Annotated in this window: 11 protein-coding genes and 1 pseudogene; 7 read left to right on the forward strand and 5 right to left on the reverse strand. The window is 45.9% G+C overall.

Annotation, left to right across the window (positions count from 1 at the left end; translation table 11 throughout):
- Nucleotides 1–78 precede the first annotated feature (78 nt).
- Complete coding sequence (locus tag AC2T0J_RS13145; RefSeq protein WP_489806268.1) at nucleotides 79–2,499, reverse strand: TonB-dependent receptor plug domain-containing protein; 2,421 nt, start codon at nucleotides 2,497–2,499, stop codon at nucleotides 79–81.
- 147 nt (nucleotides 2,500–2,646) lie between these two features.
- Entirely contained in the window at nucleotides 2,647–5,322 is a 2,676-nt protein-coding gene (locus tag AC2T0J_RS13150) for a TonB-dependent receptor plug domain-containing protein (RefSeq protein WP_489806269.1), read from the reverse strand.
- Nucleotides 5,323–5,737: 415 nt separating this feature from the next.
- Here AC2T0J_RS13150 and AC2T0J_RS13155 point away from each other — a divergent pair, with 415 nt between their 5' ends.
- Together AC2T0J_RS13155 and AC2T0J_RS13160 are read left to right on the forward strand one after the other, a co-directional pair.
- Entirely contained in the window at nucleotides 5,738–7,375 is a 1,638-nt protein-coding gene (locus AC2T0J_RS13155; protein ID WP_489806270.1) for a Na/Pi cotransporter family protein, read from the forward strand.
- 3 nt (nucleotides 7,376–7,378) lie between these two features.
- A complete protein-coding gene (locus AC2T0J_RS13160; protein ID WP_489806271.1) occupies nucleotides 7,379–8,797 on the forward strand; it encodes an MBL fold metallo-hydrolase RNA specificity domain-containing protein in 1,419 nt (472 codons plus the stop codon).
- 428 nt (nucleotides 8,798–9,225) lie between these two features.
- Here AC2T0J_RS13160 and AC2T0J_RS13165 read toward each other — a convergent pair whose 3' ends face one another.
- Entirely contained in the window at nucleotides 9,226–11,325 is a 2,100-nt protein-coding gene (locus AC2T0J_RS13165; protein WP_489806272.1) for an EAL domain-containing protein, read from the reverse strand.
- A 685-nt stretch (nucleotides 11,326–12,010) separates the two neighbouring features.
- Between AC2T0J_RS13165 and tnpA (AC2T0J_RS13170) the strand changes: the two genes are divergently transcribed.
- From tnpA (AC2T0J_RS13170) to tnpC, 3 genes are all read left to right on the forward strand, one after another.
- Nucleotides 12,011–12,325, forward strand: a complete 315-nt coding sequence (gene tnpA, locus AC2T0J_RS13170; RefSeq protein WP_489806273.1) for an IS66 family insertion sequence element accessory protein TnpA — start codon at nucleotides 12,011–12,013, stop codon at nucleotides 12,323–12,325.
- Nucleotides 12,322–12,672, forward strand: coding sequence for an IS66 family insertion sequence element accessory protein TnpB (tnpB, locus tag AC2T0J_RS13175; protein ID WP_489806274.1), 351 nt, complete (start codon nucleotides 12,322–12,324; stop codon nucleotides 12,670–12,672). The genes tnpA (AC2T0J_RS13170) and tnpB (AC2T0J_RS13175) overlap by 4 nt, the downstream gene beginning before the upstream one ends.
- 86 nt (nucleotides 12,673–12,758) lie before the next feature.
- Nucleotides 12,759–14,261: an IS66 family transposase gene (gene tnpC / locus AC2T0J_RS13180; protein WP_489806275.1), complete on the forward strand. Its 1,503-nt coding sequence runs from the start codon at nucleotides 12,759–12,761 to the stop codon at nucleotides 14,259–14,261.
- A 204-nt stretch (nucleotides 14,262–14,465) separates the two neighbouring features.
- Here tnpC and AC2T0J_RS13185 read toward each other — a convergent pair.
- Nucleotides 14,466–14,554: pseudogene (locus AC2T0J_RS13185) on the reverse strand (transposase); the annotation flags it as partial.
- 322 nt (nucleotides 14,555–14,876) lie between these two features.
- Nucleotides 14,877–15,506, reverse strand: coding sequence for a hypothetical protein (locus tag AC2T0J_RS13190; protein WP_489806276.1), 630 nt, complete (start codon nucleotides 15,504–15,506; stop codon nucleotides 14,877–14,879).
- Between the two features lie 54 nt (nucleotides 15,507–15,560).
- Between AC2T0J_RS13190 and tnpA (AC2T0J_RS13195) the strand changes: the two genes are divergently transcribed.
- Together tnpA (AC2T0J_RS13195) and tnpB (AC2T0J_RS13200) are read left to right on the forward strand one after the other, a co-directional pair.
- Entirely contained in the window at nucleotides 15,561–15,875 is a 315-nt protein-coding gene (tnpA, locus tag AC2T0J_RS13195) for an IS66 family insertion sequence element accessory protein TnpA (protein ID WP_489806273.1), read from the forward strand.
- Complete coding sequence (gene tnpB / locus AC2T0J_RS13200) at nucleotides 15,872–16,222, forward strand: IS66 family insertion sequence element accessory protein TnpB (RefSeq protein WP_489806274.1); 351 nt, start codon at nucleotides 15,872–15,874, stop codon at nucleotides 16,220–16,222. Before tnpA (AC2T0J_RS13195) ends, tnpB (AC2T0J_RS13200) begins: the two co-directional genes overlap by 4 nt.
- Nucleotides 16,223–16,307 lie beyond the last annotated feature (85 nt).

Raw genomic sequence — 16,307 nt, forward strand, 5'->3', positions numbered from 1 at the left:
TGAAATGCAAAATATGAGAAGTCATAACCCAATAAACCCAGGGCAGTCTGCCCGGGGTTTATAACAGGATTATGACGCTTAGAATGTAACGTCTACGCGCAGCGAATAATTGCCGCCGTCGGTGTCATAAGGCGCATTTCGCGAGTAAACCAATCCCCGGTTAGCCTGAAAAGTCGCTTCGTCGGGATAGGTATCGAACAGGTTTTCAATGTTTAAGCTGACGCTGATATGGTCCGTCACCTGATAGTCCGCACCGACATCAACAAAGGCCTTGGCGCCAAAGGTTTGGTATATATCACCGTCGGCATTGCCAGAATTATCCGTCCACTCACCGTAATAGCGCAGGCGGGCTAAATAGGTTAGGTCGCCAACGCTATAGTTTGCTGTAAAGTTGGCGCTGTGCCTGGGTAAGCGGTCTTCAAATATAGTGCGCTGCCTTTCATTTTGCGCAATGCCACCGCCGGTGACTTCTGTTTTATTGTAGTTGTAGGCTAAGACAAGGCTGAGCTCACCGGCACCAACCTCGATGGACTGACTAATGACCGCATCCAGGCCCGTTGTTCTGGTATCAAAATCGTTCTGATAAAAACTCACACCCGTAATACTTTCGGCGCCAGTTACGCCAAGCGCCACGAGCTGAGTTCGTTCATCGGCGGTAAGTGTATAGGTATCAGAACTGCCAAAGCGATCGCTGATCTCGGCGCGGTAAAGATCGAGACTGGCATTTAGTCCCTCACTGTTCTGGTAGGTCAGGCCCAATGACAGGTTGTCTGATTCTTCCGGGCTCAATGACACAATATTGGCATCTGCACGTTTATTAATGATCCGGGCAATGTCGCCCTCCGGGCTGTATCGACCACGGGTAAACACTTCTAGTGAAACTGTATCAAGCCCTTGTGACACGCGTTCACTAAATAGCTGGCCCGGTGTGGGGGCGCGAAACCCGGTTGAGTAGGTGCTACGCAGGGCGAGTTGATCACTCAGTGCATAACGGGCTGAAATTTTCCCGTTAGTAGTATCGCCAAATACCGAGTAGTCTTCGTATCGGCCGGCGATACCCAGTGTCAGGGCCTGGGTAATGTCAGTTTCGATATCGATATAGATGGCTTGACTATCCTGGCTAAATTCCCCGGATTGCGAAGGACTAAAGCCAAAGAAGCCATTGGAGCCTGAAGGCAGCCCTTCGCGAGCGGCGGGCCCCACTTTATAGGAGGCTTCCTCGCCCGGAGATACGGTATAGGTTTCTTCGCGATATTCTGCCCCAAAAGCAATGTTGATATCACCTGTAAACATGTCGGTGGCCAGAATGTAGACCCCATCTGCATTGATATTGGTTTCCTGTTGCTCCAGGGTACCAGCAAAAAAAGCGGTAGGACTGTCACTGCCTAACGAAGCGTTGATAGTATTCGACAGGTAATAATCAATGGTATTACCGCCCACACTGGCTGATAAATCCCAGCTCAGGTCGCCCTGCATGCCTTTAATTCCGGTGTAAGCAGAGTAGTCGGAGTCCTCCTGGCCAAACTGAGGTGAAAAACCGGCCGGATAAACCTCCAGCAGATTAAAATCAGGGTAAGCCTCGCTTTGATTAAATACACCTGAGTCTGGGTTGCGCCAGTTAAAATCAGAAACGCCGTCAGCATCATTGTAAGTGCCATATAAATAAACTGCCGTATCGTCAGACAGATCATACTGACTGTTCAGCGCGAAACGGGTTGCCTGGCGCTCCGGCTGCCCCCAGTCTTGTACCGGGTTGCGCAGCGTGACTTCCGGGTGGGCTTCCTGATAGGCAATGGCATCGGGGCGTTGGCGCGATCGAGCAGTACGGTCTGAGTCAAAATATTCAGCCGTTATCGATACATAGCCTCGGTCATTGAGATTCCAGCCGGCCTGACCGCCTGCTCGCCAGCCAGTGCCATCTCCTTCGTAATACTGGGAGAACTGACTAAACGCTTTGTACCCTTCACGATCATCCAGGATAATATTAATCACGCCGGCGATGGCATCAGAACCATATTGGGCTGACGCACCATCACGTAACACTTCAATACGTTTAATGGCAAAGGTTGGAATGGTGGCTAAGTCGGCCGCCTGTGCGCCGTTTGAGCCAAGCAAGGCCGAGCGGTGCAAGCGTTTACCATTAACCAATACTAAGGTGTGATCTGACGACAACCCTCTGAGGCTGGCTGGACGCACAAATACCTGACCATCTGCCATGGGCAGTCGTTGTACCTTAAAAGAAGGGACCAGTTGCGCAACACTGTCAAGTAAGTCTTCGGAGGTGGTGCTGTTGATGGCGTCGCCGCTAATCAAATCAATAGGCGCCATTGAATCGAATACCGTACGGTTTGCCTGACGTGTACCGGTAACGATAATATTTTCAACCTCTTTTGCTGCGCTTTCACTGTCAGTAACTTGCTGTGCAGAAGCAATAGGATTTAGGGCAAATGATGCCAGCGTGACCAGGCCGCCAGCCGTAATACGTTGTTTATTAATCATCGTGTTTCCAATAGTGAGTGTGTATAAACAGGTTCTCTGGTGTAGAGAACTAAAAAAACAGTACTATGGGAAAAGACGAAAATGGGCTGCTGATCTGCGCGTTTACTGCAAGGTTTAACAAAAGGTTCATGATTGACGGGTATTTGTTCAAAAAGCGTATTCGGCCCGTAAATACGCGAATCCTCCGTCAGTGTCATAGGGCGAGTTGCGGGAGTATTTTAACCCACGATTTGCTTGCAACAGGGCGCGCTCAGGATATCGATTAAACACATTTTCGAGGCCAAACCTGAACGTTAGGGAAGGGGAGGGATACCAGGTTGTACTGATATCGAACAGGGACATGGAAGAAAATGTTTGAAAAGTAGTGCTGCCGGGTTCCGTGAGATCCTGCCAGCTTCCGATGTAGCGCCAGGTCAGTTGAAAATCAAACTGACTGGCTTGCCAGGTGAGCGATAGTTGAGCGCGGGTTCGCGGTAAGCTGCGCTCTTGTAAGGTTTTTTGTGAGGTACTTGCTGAAAGGCCATCATCGGTGACCTTCGTGCGGTTAATATTCAGCGCGCCACTTAAACCTAATGTTTCAGTATAGAAAGCAATGGGTAAATGGCCTACCAGATCGATACCTTCAGTACGGGTATCGAACAGATTTTGAAAAAAATTCACCGTATCTACCGGATAATTAAGTTGGTATTGAGGCTGAGCAAGCAGTGCCTGCTCGGCTTGAGTTAACTCATAGACCGGCGTAGTGCTGAAGCGATCGGTGAGTGCAATGTGATACCAGTCGAGGTTCAAAGTGGCACCCTGCGCATTTTTCAGGCCGATGCCTGCGCTCATGTTGACCGAGCGTTCGGGCTTGAGCTGTGCGATGGTTACGCCCGGCCTTTGAGAGAGTACCCGAGCAACCGGGCTAAGGGGCGACAAGCGTCCGCTGGTGGATACACCATTAAAATCGGCATTTAAACCTTGCGAGGTACGTTCACTATGCATCTGACCGGCAGTAGGAGCACGAAAACCATTCGATAGTGTTGCCCTCAACATAATATGCTCACTGGCGGCCAGACGGGCGGATACCTTGCCCCGTACTATATCTGTAAACAGGGAAAAATTTTCATAACGGAGCGCTACGTTGGCTTCCAAGCGAGCGGTGAGCGGCAGTGACAAGTCCAGATAGGCTGCCCCATTATTTTGAGTATAAGTGCCGGCTTGAGAATCAGTATAACCGGGAAAGCCGTTCGAACCGGCTGGCAGACCATCCAGCGCTGCCGGGCCAACGGCCCAGGAGGCCTTGTCTCCCGCCGTAATGGTATAGCGCTCCTGGCGCAATGTTAATCCCGTGGCCAGTGTTGCCGGGCCGTTTACGGTTGCAGCCAAATGGGCTAAATAGTCGATATCTACACTCATTTCTTGCTGGGTTAAGGTGCCTGGTTTAAAGGAGGTAGGGCTGTTAGGACCGAGTGAAGCGTTAACGGTGTTATCAATAAAATAGCGAATTTTATTCTGACCGGCACTGGTGCTGATATTCAGCGTGTTGTTGGCAACGTCTGCTCTGATACCAACGGTGAAGGAGAAGTCCAGTTCTGTTTGGCCGAACAATGGTGTAAAGCCGGTTTCAAACCAGTCAGTCAGGCGAAAATCCGGGAATGTGGCAGAAGGTTCAAATAGCTTATTGGTATCCGGATTACGCCAGTTAAAGTCGGAGCTCCCGTAAGTGCGTGAGGCCGTACCAAAGCTATACAGGTGCTCCCTAACATTTAATCCGTACTCAATGTTAAAGGCCATTTGCACCCCTTGCCGACGAGGTTGGCCCCAACGCTGGACTGGGTTGGGAAGGTCTAATTCTGGGTGAGCGGCTGCAAATATCAGGGCATCGGTGGGTTGCTCTGCTCGAGAAGAAGGGGAGTCTGAATAAGCACTCACTGTTACAGTGCCACCAGATTGCTCAGGAGTCCCCCAACCATTGCGGTAATTGAGTGAATAGGTTTGACCATCGCCTGCATAATACTGTCCTGTCTGAGCCATCAGGCTACCCTTGCGGGAGTCATTGAGAATAACATTGATAACGCCTGCGATGGCGTCTGAGCCATACATGGCCGAGGCACCATCGCGGAGAACCTCAATTCGCTCAACCGCATACATGGGAATATGGCCAAGATCGGTGGGCTGCCCGTCTGCGGTTTCTAAAAAAGCAGATCGGTGACGGCGTTTGCCGTTGACTAAGATTAACGTGTGATCAGAGTTTAGGCCTCGCAACCCCGAGGTACGGTTAAATATCTGGCCATCGCTCAGTGGCAGGCGAAAGGCGGTATATCCGGGCAGTTGTGTGGCTAAACTATCAATCATCTCTACGGAACCCACTGCCATGGGATTGTTTACAACATCCACGGGAGACAGCGACGAGAACAAAGTACGATCTGTCTGGCGGGTGCCGGTGACAATGATTTCGTCTACAGACGGCTGCTTTAACGGTGAAGGTTGAACAGGGTTAGTCTGTGTGGCTGCGGACACCTCGGATTTTAGCACAAAGGTGTTTGGTGCTATCTGATGGACACTAACCGGAGAGTCAGAAAGTAGTGCTTGCAGGGATATTTGCGGATTTGAACTGAGTTTTACCGCTGAATGTGACAGGCCCTTTAGTGTCTCGGACTGATAGAGAATACTGATTTGGTAATGCGCTGCCAATTTATCTATGGCAGCGTTAAGGGGGCCTTTATCAATAAAAAAAATTTGACCGGGTTGTGTTAATAAAGGCGTGGTGGATTCTTTATTACTTAACTGCTTGGCTATTACCGACGAAGACGTGACATACCCTAGCCATATAACTAACACTATTTTAGGTATTCTCACACTGCCCAAACTCAAAACACTTTAAACGGAACTAGTCTAAAGTAATACGCCGGACGCTGTTGCTAATTTTTTATGACAGTCGTGAGGTATGTTGGTCACGCTAATCTGGCTACACGACAGGGTGAATGTTAGTCGTTTCTAACTGTTAGCTTGCAAGGTTTTGTATAAAGACCGACAGTTTTGGGGCTTGACCAAATTACACTATGATCAACAGCTAACGACACGGAATATCTTACTATTTCGTAGGTGGGCATCGGCTAATGAGTTGTGAATAGTACTGGGGTATTCATTTATGACTACACTATTACTAACAGATGAAAAACTATTGATCTGGTGCAGAACTGCGTTAAGGCTTGTTGTTCATAATGTTGTTTTGCATCTCAATATTTAGGGTGTTATGAGCGATGTAATTGGCATAATTGGCGCTGGTCTTGGAGGTCTGGGTTTATTTATTCTTGCCATTGGCTTGATGACTGATGGGCTTAAAATGGCAGCAGGTTCGAGCTTGCGGCAATTTTTGTCGAGTTGGACTAAAACACCGGCGCGAGGCATTTTTAGTGGCTTTCTGATGACTGCTATTGTGCAATCGTCCAGCGCAGTAACCGTTGCATCATTGGGCTTTGTGAATGCCGGCCTGCTCAACCTGTATCAGGTTCTGGGCGTTATCTTTGGTGCCAATGTCGGCTCCACCATGACCGGCTGGTTAGTGGCGATACTCGGCTTTAACCTCAATATCGAAGCCTTTGCCTTACCCCTGGTTGGAATAGGCATGTTCTTTAAATTAATCCAGCAGCAGGGCAGATTGGCGGCCGCAGGCCAAACGCTATTGGGGTTTGGGTTATTTTTCATTGGCATTGGTGTTTTAAAAGAAGCCTTTGATGGCGTGATGCAGACTCTTCCCATCAGCCAGTTTGCTGCTGATGGCGTTGGCGGAATACTTATTTACTTGCTGGTAGGTATTATTATTACGCTGCTTACACAGTCTTCCAGCGCCTCTATCGCCCTGATTATCACGGCGGCAGGCAGCGGTATGATCGATATGTACTCAGCCGGCGCGATGGTCATCGGGGCGAACATTGGTACAACCTCTACAGCAGCTTTGGCCGCTATTGGTGCAACCTCGGCAGCTAAGCGGGCGGCGGCTGCTCAGGTGTTGTTTAATCTGGCAACGGCTGTTATTGCGCTATTAATACTGCCGGTTTTGTTTTATCTGATCCATCAGATCAGTGAGGCACTGGAACTGAGTGCCGATCCCGCACTATCGCTGGCTTTATTTCATACGCTGTTTAATTTTATGGGGATATTGTTGGTGTTTCCTTTTATCGGCAAGCTGGCTAACTGGCTGGAAAAGCGTTTTCGCAGCCGCGAAGAAACGGAATCTAAACCTTTATACCTTGATAAAAACATTGCTCAAACACCAGCACTTGCGGCTAATGCGTTACTGAATGAATTGGTGGCGCTGCAAAAACGTTTGTTAAAGCTCTATCAGGAGGCGGTGTATACGGGTCATCATGATATCAAGCGTTTTCAGCAGCAAGTGACAGTAATTAAATCGCTGTCCGGGCATATTTCCCGGTTTATCGTAGAGCTGGAAACTGCCGCGTTATCGGATGAAACCACCGCCCAACTGGCAACAATGATGCGGGTTGAAGGGTATTTGATGGATTGCGGTCAGGCCAGTGATACCCTCGCCAGTCAATGGTGTAATCGCGAAGCGCTTAAAGAGCCCGAACTTGAAACGCAGCTAAAAAGCTACCTGATTCAGGTATTCGATTACATGCAGCAAAGTGCCAACTTGTCGGTCGGTGATGCGCCGATGACACAAGAGATGTTACAGCACGAAAAAGATCGCATTAAAGATAATTTAATTATGGCGGGAACACTTCATCATATTGAAGTGGCGCAAATGTCAGTAGCAATAGATTGTTTGCAGGAAGCCTGGCATATTGCCAAAACCTGGTATAAAGCCGCAACGCGATTGAACACCCTGTCAGCGGTGTTAATTCCGCCATCTTCGGGTAATGAAGGAGAATAAGCCATGGCAACACTAACGTTTTATGGTGCAGTTACCGGTGTGACCGGCTCTATGCATTTGCTGGAAACTCAGTCGGGCAGAGTGTTGCTCGACTGCGGGTTATATCAGGGCGGTCGGGAGGAAGAGTCGCATAATGAAGAGCCTTTTCCGTTTTCGGTAACATCAATTGATGCTGTGGTGTTGTCTCATGCGCACCTGGATCATTGTGGCCGACTACCGCTGTTGGTGAAAGACGGGTTTCGTGGCCCGATTTACATGACATCAGCCACGTTGGACCTTATCGAGGTGCTGTTAAAAGATGCCGCGTCGTTACAACTACGGGACATCGAGTGGGAAAACAAGCGTCGTCGTCGAGCCGGCAAAGCAGAGCTTGCGCCGTTATATACTATGGAAGATGTGGATGAGGCGTTATCGTTATGCCAGGGGGTGGGTTACAACGCCCAGAGAACGATTATGCCTGACGTGGACATTGTATTGCGTGAAGCCGGGCACATCTTGGGCTCTTCTATAGTAGAGCTCACCACCAACGAGTCTGGCAAACAAAGAAAGCTGGTGTTTTCGGGCGACCTGGGAAACTCTCAGGCGGCGTTATTGCGCGATCCTGCAACGATTGCTGACGCCGATGTGGTCTTGATGGAATCGACCTACGGGGATCGTGAACACCGTTCTATGCAGGACACGCTCGATGAATTTGAAGAAGTCATTACCAGTGCGTCGCAAAATGGCGGGAATATCCTTATTCCGTCGTTTGCGGTGGGGCGCACACAGGAGATTATTTTTCGCTTGGGCGAGTTGTATCAGCAGGGCAAGCTCCCCCAGCAACTGGTATGTTTAGACAGTCCGATGGCCATCGCTGTAACGGAGATTTATCATCGCTATCAAAATGTGTATAACCGGGAAGATAAACACACTATTGAGCAACACAGTCATGGTGTTAGCCCTGATCAAAAGAGTCTGCACACTTTTTTACCTACTTTACGTTATTCGGTGAGTACCGAAGAGTCGATGGCGATTAATCGTATTGCCAGTGGAGCAATCATTATTGCCGGCAGCGGCATGTGTAACGGTGGCCGTATCCGGCATCACCTGAAACATAACTTATGGCGCAGTCAATCCCATGTGGTGTTTGTAGGGTATCAGGCCATTGGCACACCGGGGCGTATTTTGGTGGATGGCGCAACGCATATCCGCATGGCCGGCGAAAACATTGCTGTTAAGGCACAAATTCATACCCTCGGCGGATTTTCGGCACATGCCAGCCAGGCACAGCTCGTTGATTGGTTTAGCCATTTTAAAGATCCCAAGCCAAGGTTGTATTTAGTACATGGTGAAGATAACGCCAAGCAAACGTTAAAAAATGCACTGTCCAAACATCAGTGGCGAGCGGAAATTCCAGGTTATGCTCACACTATTACGCTTTAGTTAGCTGACAAAATACAAGGGTTTTATGGGTCGCGACATTTCTTGCAATATGCAACAACAGGGATTAATGGCTTTAAGCAATACCACAGTATGGATAAGGTGTTTAAGCAGTTGGTGCGTGTAGAAATAGTGGCCCACCTGGACTCGAACCAGGCTCAGTATTCAGAATCGCTCTTATCAGTGTATATTTCCTGGCGGCAAGTTCGTTGATTGGCTTAACTGCCTGGCCCTGTTATGGAAGGGATGATGATCTATTTTCAGGGAGGAGTGGTGTAATTAAAGCATTTACTCAATGAAATTACCGAAAATTCAAAAAAATTCTTATTGAGATATGATATGCAGCCTGAGAATTTAATCTGTGATTGAATATAAGATACAATTTTCTTTCAAAGTGACGTTTTTGATGTTTTACACCTCTTCGTTTCCCACTAAGACAACGATTCAACGTTATCCTCTAGCTCTTCTAAAAAATTAGCACTCAGTTCTTTCAAGCTTTCCAATTCTTTAATAATGAAGTTGTCATCTACGGAGTCTTTTACAGAATACAAATTTTTCGCGCGCTCATGAATTCGCTGATGCATTGAGAAAACTTGCTTATACCTAAAGTTGCTGTTGGCGTTAAGTTCAGAATGACTGAACCAGACGCAAAACAAGCATCTTTCGTGATTCAACTCGGGTAGAGTGTCGTTCTGATTTTGAAAATATCCAATGACATTTTTCATCCACCCTCTGTGTTCAACAATAGCGTAAGTCAGTAACATTGAGTCTTGATTAAGTTTATTTTGGTACTGCCATGTTGGGATTTCCTTAGCGGTACTAAACCACTCCAAAAACTCTTCACTGGGCATTGGCTTCGCGATAAAAAAACCCTGTACCTCTTCGCAGCCAAGTTTCATTAGCAATTGTCCTTGCTCTTCATTTTCTACGCCTTCCGCAATAACATTGCAATTAAAGGCTGATGCTAATGTAATCACTGCTTCAATAATACTCAGGTCACCGGTGGATGTGAGAATATTCTGGATAAAGCTTCGATCAATTTTTAATTTTGAGACGTTTAGTTTACGAAGGTAGGGAAGCGAAGAATATCCTGAACCAAAATCATCCAAAGAAACGGTGATACCTAACTCTCGGCATTTTTGTATTACTTTTGCAACCTTATCGACATCATGAATTACCGAGCTTTCAACAATTTCCAGTTCAAGTAAATGACTATTGGAGCACGTATAAACTGTTAACAGTTGCATTAAATTTGCAATAAAATCATCCTGATGCAACTGCAAACTGGTAACATTCACACTTATTGGTATTTCAAAGCCACGTTTTCGCCATTCTGAGATTTGTATTAACGCTTCCTCCAACACCCAGTAACCGAGTTCTATCGATAACTGATGTTCTTCGATAAGAGGAAGGAAAAGGCCGGGTACCAACAACCCCTGTTCGGAATGACGCCAGCGAATCAGTGCTTCTACGCCGGTAATCTCGTTGGTCACCATATTCATTTTTGGCTGATAAAATAAAACCATTTGGTCATTTTTAATGCTGTTGGCCAATTCAGAAAGTATTACGTTACTTTGGAAAAGTTTTGCTTCACCTGCCTCATCATACAATTGAAACGTGTTTTTTCCTTTTTGTTTTGCCTGGTACATCGCAAAATCGGCTTGTCTAAGCAATTGCTCACCATCGAAAACACAGTCAATTGAGTAGAAAGCAATCCCGATACTTGCTGACAAGCTGATGAGGTTCGTCTGAATTTTGATAGGCTTTGCGGCAGCCTGTAACATTCGATGCAGGACGGGTAAGCAATCATTTCTGTTGTCCACGTTGAATATTACACCTGCAAACTCATCACCTCCGAGTCTGGCAATCATGTCTTCATCGCGTAAACAGTTCTGGAGGTTTTTCGATATCTCAATGAGTACTTTGTCGCCAATGTCGTGCCCTAATCTATCGTTGACGTCTTTAAACCCATCAAGATCTAAAAAGAAAACTCCGGCAATCTTATCGTTTGTCTTGGCGAACTCAGTAGCTCTTTCTATTTTTTCAGAGAGCATTTTCCTATTCGGCAAATGAGTTAAAGGATCATACATGGACTCTTGCTTTAACTTTTCCTTACGCAGGCGTTGCTCGGTTATATCTTTTAAAATACCAAGATAATATGCATGGTTACCGTCTGTATCCGGAATAACTGTGATGGCAAGATTCTCGAAATACATAGAACCGTTTTTATGTCGATTCCATATATCGCCTGACCAGGCTCCCTCTTTATCCAGAACGTCATTCATTTCACTGTAAAATTGCTTAGAATGAACATCCGATGATAAGAGATTGGGTTTTCGCCCAATAATTTCATCACGATTATAGCCGGTTATCTTTTCGAAAGAAGGGTTAACGTCTATGATAGTTCTATTGCTGTCTGTAAGCATTACACCATCATTCGCAAGGCGAAAAACGGTAGACGGTAATTTGGTTAGGAAAGCAGAATTCTGAGTATTGACGGAAAACTTTTGAGTAGAAGTATCTCTTGTCATACGCTCCCTCAAGCAACATATTATTCCGTAAACATTGGAAAAATGTTAGTGGAAATTCAGTATATTAGATTCGCGCTAGTTATGTAAAACTTAAATGAAAACTTTTAATTAGAAGCAAGCGCGCGTATCGAATAGACATTTTTCTTTCTATCCTTAAAAGAAGATAATTAAGTTTTTGCCTGGATAATTCACTAAAATGTAGAGGGCAACATAAATTCCAGCCTGTTGTTATTTCGTTTAGAAATCTTCAAGTCGTATTTTACCATCGTAGATGGTCAATGTATTGCAAGCGTCTATGCGGCTGAGCCAATGAAAAATACGTTGATAAGGCGCCATGTCACCAATCTAAGGTGGTTTCACAGTGCCGGTTAATCATGTTGATATTGCTCCAGGGCAAACTACATTAGTACGCACACATTGTTTTAAGCATTCAACAACGGTGATGGCATTATTCCGCAATGAAGAATGTCGTTCTGTTTAAAGGTCGCATCTTTGCGTTAGGCTGTCAACACATCGTTTGTAAGATTTTAACTTTGATGGTTTTGGTTAATTGCACGACAGTGCCTTTGTTAGCACTAAATGCAGTGTCAATCTCCGTCAGTTCGTCGTGAGCGTCCGGTAATCCCCACATTCAATTCATAAGTTAGCTACGGCATGGTGTTCTTTTATGCAAAGGAGAATGATCATGCAGCAACGAAGAGAAGTGCAAGATTGGCTCAATCTATTTGAGCAACAAAAACAAAGCGGACTCACTGCGGTGGAGTTTTGTCGCCAGCAGCAGATTAACGTTCAAACCTACTATACCAGGCGTCGTGATATTCTGCTTCAACGAACAAGCAGCAAGTTCGTTCAAGTGAAACGCGAAGTCACGAAGATTGAGTCATACACCGAAGAAATGGGGGGCGACCTTCTCCTGCAACTCGGAGACGCTCAATTGAGCGTGCCAACGAACATGAGTCCTCATTGGGTTGCTACTGTGATGAAGGCATTGGCCGAATGAAGATGTTCGTTGAGCCTGCCGATATTTATCTATACATGGATATCGTCGACTTCCGCAAATCCATTAATGGCTTGATTGTAGTGGTCGAGCAAGACATGAACCTTAATCCGTTTCGCGATGCACTGTTTGTGTTTTGCAATAAAAAGCGCGATAAAGTCAAAATACTCTACTGGGATAAAACGGGCTTTGCACTCTGGTATAAACGTCTCGAGAAGCATCGGTTTAAGTGGCCTGTCGAGACGGAATTGCAACAACTGCACGTGAGTGAACAACAGCTACAATGGCTGTTATCGGGCTACGATGTCATAGGCCATCAGCCATTGCACTACAATACATCCGGCTTATAACCTGTGATCATAAGTCGCGATTATCGATCACCAAACGGTCTTAATAATGTCGGGTAATCAGTGGCTTATTGCATGATAATAACGTCATGAATATTGATATCGAAAACTTACCCGACGATCCAGCAACATTGAAAAAGATGTTGTCGCAAGTCATGTCTCGTAATCAATACCTTGAAGAGCAGTTTCGTATTGCCCAGCATAAGCAGTTTGGTAAAAGCACCGAAGGCCACCCTGGGCAAGGTGAGTTGTTCAATGAAGCGGAAGAACTGGTTGTTGAGGCTGAAACCGCCGAAGAAACGATTAGCTACACCCGTAAAAAGCCGGTACGTAAACCGCTACCCAAAGACCTTCCCCGTGAGGTTATCGTTCACGATATTACGGATGAAGAAAAAATCTGTGGCTGTTGTTCGGGTGAATTACATCGCATCGGTGAAGATAAGTCAGAGAAGCTTCAGTTTATCCCTGCTCAGGTCAAAGTGATTGAGCATGTTCGCCCTAAATATGCGTGCCGTACTTGTGAGAACGACGGTATCAGCAATAAGGTAAAGCAAGCTCCTGTGCCTCACTGCGTTATCCCAAAAGGTTATGCAACGCCAAGCTTATTAGCGCAAATCATCACCAGCAAATATCAGTATGGGCTACCGCTTTATCGTCAAGAGGCCATGTTTAAGCAGCATGGTATTGAACTCAGCCGTAAGACGATGGCGGACTGGATAATCCGCTGCGCTGAGTTGTTTAAACCCCTTTATGACCAACTTCATCAACACCTGCTGCAACAACCGGTTATCGCTGCGGATGAAACCACGTTGAAGGTGATTGAGTCTGAGAAAGTGAATAGCTATATGTGGCTATATGCCAGTGGCGCTGATTCACCTAGCGGTAATATCCCCGATACAGCGATACCTAACATCGTGCTCTACGACTATCACAATAGTCGAGCTGGGCAATGCGCGGTAGACTTCCTTGATGGCTATAACGGTTACCTACAAGTGGATGGTTATCAAGGCTACGAGCAAACGCAAGCCACACTCGTCGGGTGCTGGGCACATGCCCGCCGTAAGTTTATGGAAGCGAAGAAAGGCGCGGGTAAAAAAGGCAGTGGCAAAGCGGATTGGGCACTCAATCACATCCAAAAACTCTACCGCATCGAAACCCAGTTAAAAGATAAAACGGTGGAAGAACGCTACCTCACCCGACAAGAAAAGAGCCTGCCGTTACTCAATCAGCTCCATACATGGCTAGCGAAATCGGTTCAACAGGTGCTGCCGAAAACCAAATTAGGTGAAGCGATACAATACTGCTTAAACCAATGGGAAAAGCTTGCACGCTACACACTCGATGGATTACTGAATATAGATAATAATCGCGCTGAGCGCGCGATTAAACCGTTCGTCATCGGCAGAAAAAACTGGCTGTTTAGCCAAACCGCCACGGGCGCAAATGCCAGTGCGGTGCTTTATAGCATCATTGAAACCGCAAAAGCCAACGACCTCAATGTGTTCGAGTATGTAATGACATGCCTTGATGAAGTCAGCAAGCCCGACGCCGATATCGAGCAACTGCTACCATGGCAGTTTGATAAGCGCTAGGTGGTATTGCCGGACGGATACAGTTCGTCTGGGTTTTCTTAATCTTGATGACTGTGTCCTTTTCCGCATTACAACACCATTATACTGACGCGAAGTCCAATCATTGATTGGTCTCAACGGCGTTGAAAGAAAAATGTCTATTCAGTCACCAGGGCTACTGCGGGAGAGCTATCGTGGAGATCAAATAAATCTTCATTAAAGAGATTGACGGCACACTTCCTCAACTTTTTTACCAGCATCAACTTCTTTCAATACTGCGACAATCTGATATTCGTATAGCGTGATTTTTTCATAGTCGTCTCCTGCGTTAATCATTGCAGAAAACTCCAATTAAGTCTGTCTCAGTTCAGGGGTAGTGGACAGTTGACATACGCGCTAATGACTTAAGTGAAATCTGGCTGAGGGGGAACAGGAATACCACTGCGTTACGATTGGTAGTGCTTACTAAAGCAAAATATTAAAAGTGTGATTACGTCAAAACCGCTTTGTACTTATACAGTCAGTATTCCTTAGTAATCACACTAATTCAGCTTACAGTTATTTAGGTGATAATTGAACGTGCATATTCTAGAACCATCAGAACTATCTTAAGCTCCTAAAACACACTAAATCCGGTTATGGCTCGTCTGGCAGACTATCTGCATCAGGCATAGGGGTGTATTTGTATCCAGTCAATACCCAAACTCCATTAATATAAGTATAAGTCCACGTCCTAGTTCCATCGGTTCTAGTCTGTGTGATTGTTTGCTTATCACCTTCTTTCGGTGTCGGGTCAGGATCTGGTACATTGTTAAACGTTTCAAAAGAACTAGCGGATCCTATATTAGACTCACCTACACTCGTGCAGAAATGTTTCTTACTTATCACAGTATAAGGTTCGTCAAGGTCAAACGTGTTAGTGCTAATTGCTTCATACATTGCATCAATCAGCCCTGCACTGAGAGTCGGGGTGCCTTCTTCTTTTACCACTTCAGTACTGCAAACTGTTTTTGCTAAAGTAGAACCGGAAAAGATTATAGATGAAACCACAAAGAATGATACATAAGTACCTATTTTGAACACATCTGACGGTTCCGAACGTACTCGGTGGATTTTAGTCGATAATACAAAATTATTAATGTATTTAAGCATTTGAATAAAATCTCCTTTTAATTTGAATTGTGAAAGTCCAACTCCACAATTCAAACCTAGTTGTAATTCATGCGAATTGCAAATTGCATTGTGAGCGTCCGGTAATCCCCACATTCAATTCATAAGTTAGCTACGGCATGGTGTTCTTTTATGCAAAGGAGAATGATCATGCAGCAACGAAGAGAAGTGCAAGATTGGCTCAATCTATTTGAGCAACAAAAACAAAGCGGACTCACTGCGGTGGAGTTTTGTCGCCAGCAGCAGATTAACGTTCAAACCTACTATACCAGGCGTCGTGATATTCTGCTTCAACGAACAAGCAGCAAGTTCGTTCAAGTGAAACGCGAAGTCACGAAGATTGAGTCATACACCGAAGAAATGGGGGGCGACCTTCTCCTGCAACTCGGAGACGCTCAATTGAGCGTGCCAACGAACATGAGTCCTCATTGGGTTGCTACTGTGATGAAGGCATTGGCCGAATGAAGATGTTCGTTGAGCCTGCCGATATTTATCTATACATGGATATCGTCGACTTCCGCAAATCCATTAATGGCTTGATTGTAGTGGTCGAGCAAGACATGAACCTTAATCCGTTTCGCGATGCACTGTTTGTGTTTTGCAATAAAAAGCGCGATAAAGTCAAAATACTCTACTGGGATAAAACGGGCTTTGCACTCTGGTATAAACGTCTCGAGAAGCATCGGTTTAAGTGGCCTGTCGAGACGGAATTGCAACAACTGCACGTGAGTGAACAACAGCTACAATGGCTGTTATCGGGCTACGATGTCATAGGCCATCAGCCATTGCACTACAATACATCCGGCTTATAACCTGTGATCATAAGTCGCGATTATCGATCACCAAACGGTCTTAATAATGTCGGGTAATCAGTGGCTTATTGCATGATAATAACGT

The organism is Alteromonas sp. ISO5 (assembly GCF_058105165.1).

Excerpts from the sequence above, each read along its gene's own strand:
- AC2T0J_RS13145 (WP_489806268.1), bottom strand. The coding sequence starts at position 2,499 with ATGATTAATAAACAACGTATTACGGCTGGCGGCCTGGTCACGCTGGCA.
- AC2T0J_RS13155 (WP_489806270.1), top strand. The coding sequence starts at position 5,738 with ATGAGCGATGTAATTGGCATAATTGGCGCTGGTCTTGGAGGTCTGGGT.
- AC2T0J_RS13160 (WP_489806271.1), top strand. The coding sequence starts at position 7,379 with ATGGCAACACTAACGTTTTATGGTGCAGTTACCGGTGTGACCGGCTCT.
- AC2T0J_RS13165 (WP_489806272.1), bottom strand. The coding sequence starts at position 11,325 with ATGACAAGAGATACTTCTACTCAAAAGTTTTCCGTCAATACTCAGAAT.
- tnpA (WP_489806273.1), top strand. The coding sequence starts at position 12,011 with ATGCAGCAACGAAGAGAAGTGCAAGATTGGCTCAATCTATTTGAGCAA.
- tnpB (WP_489806274.1), top strand. The coding sequence starts at position 12,322 with ATGAAGATGTTCGTTGAGCCTGCCGATATTTATCTATACATGGATATC.
- tnpC (WP_489806275.1), top strand. The coding sequence starts at position 12,759 with ATGAATATTGATATCGAAAACTTACCCGACGATCCAGCAACATTGAAA.
- AC2T0J_RS13190 (WP_489806276.1), bottom strand. The coding sequence starts at position 15,506 with ATGTGGGGATTACCGGACGCTCACAATGCAATTTGCAATTCGCATGAA.
- tnpA (WP_489806273.1), top strand. The coding sequence starts at position 15,561 with ATGCAGCAACGAAGAGAAGTGCAAGATTGGCTCAATCTATTTGAGCAA.
- tnpB (WP_489806274.1), top strand. The coding sequence starts at position 15,872 with ATGAAGATGTTCGTTGAGCCTGCCGATATTTATCTATACATGGATATC.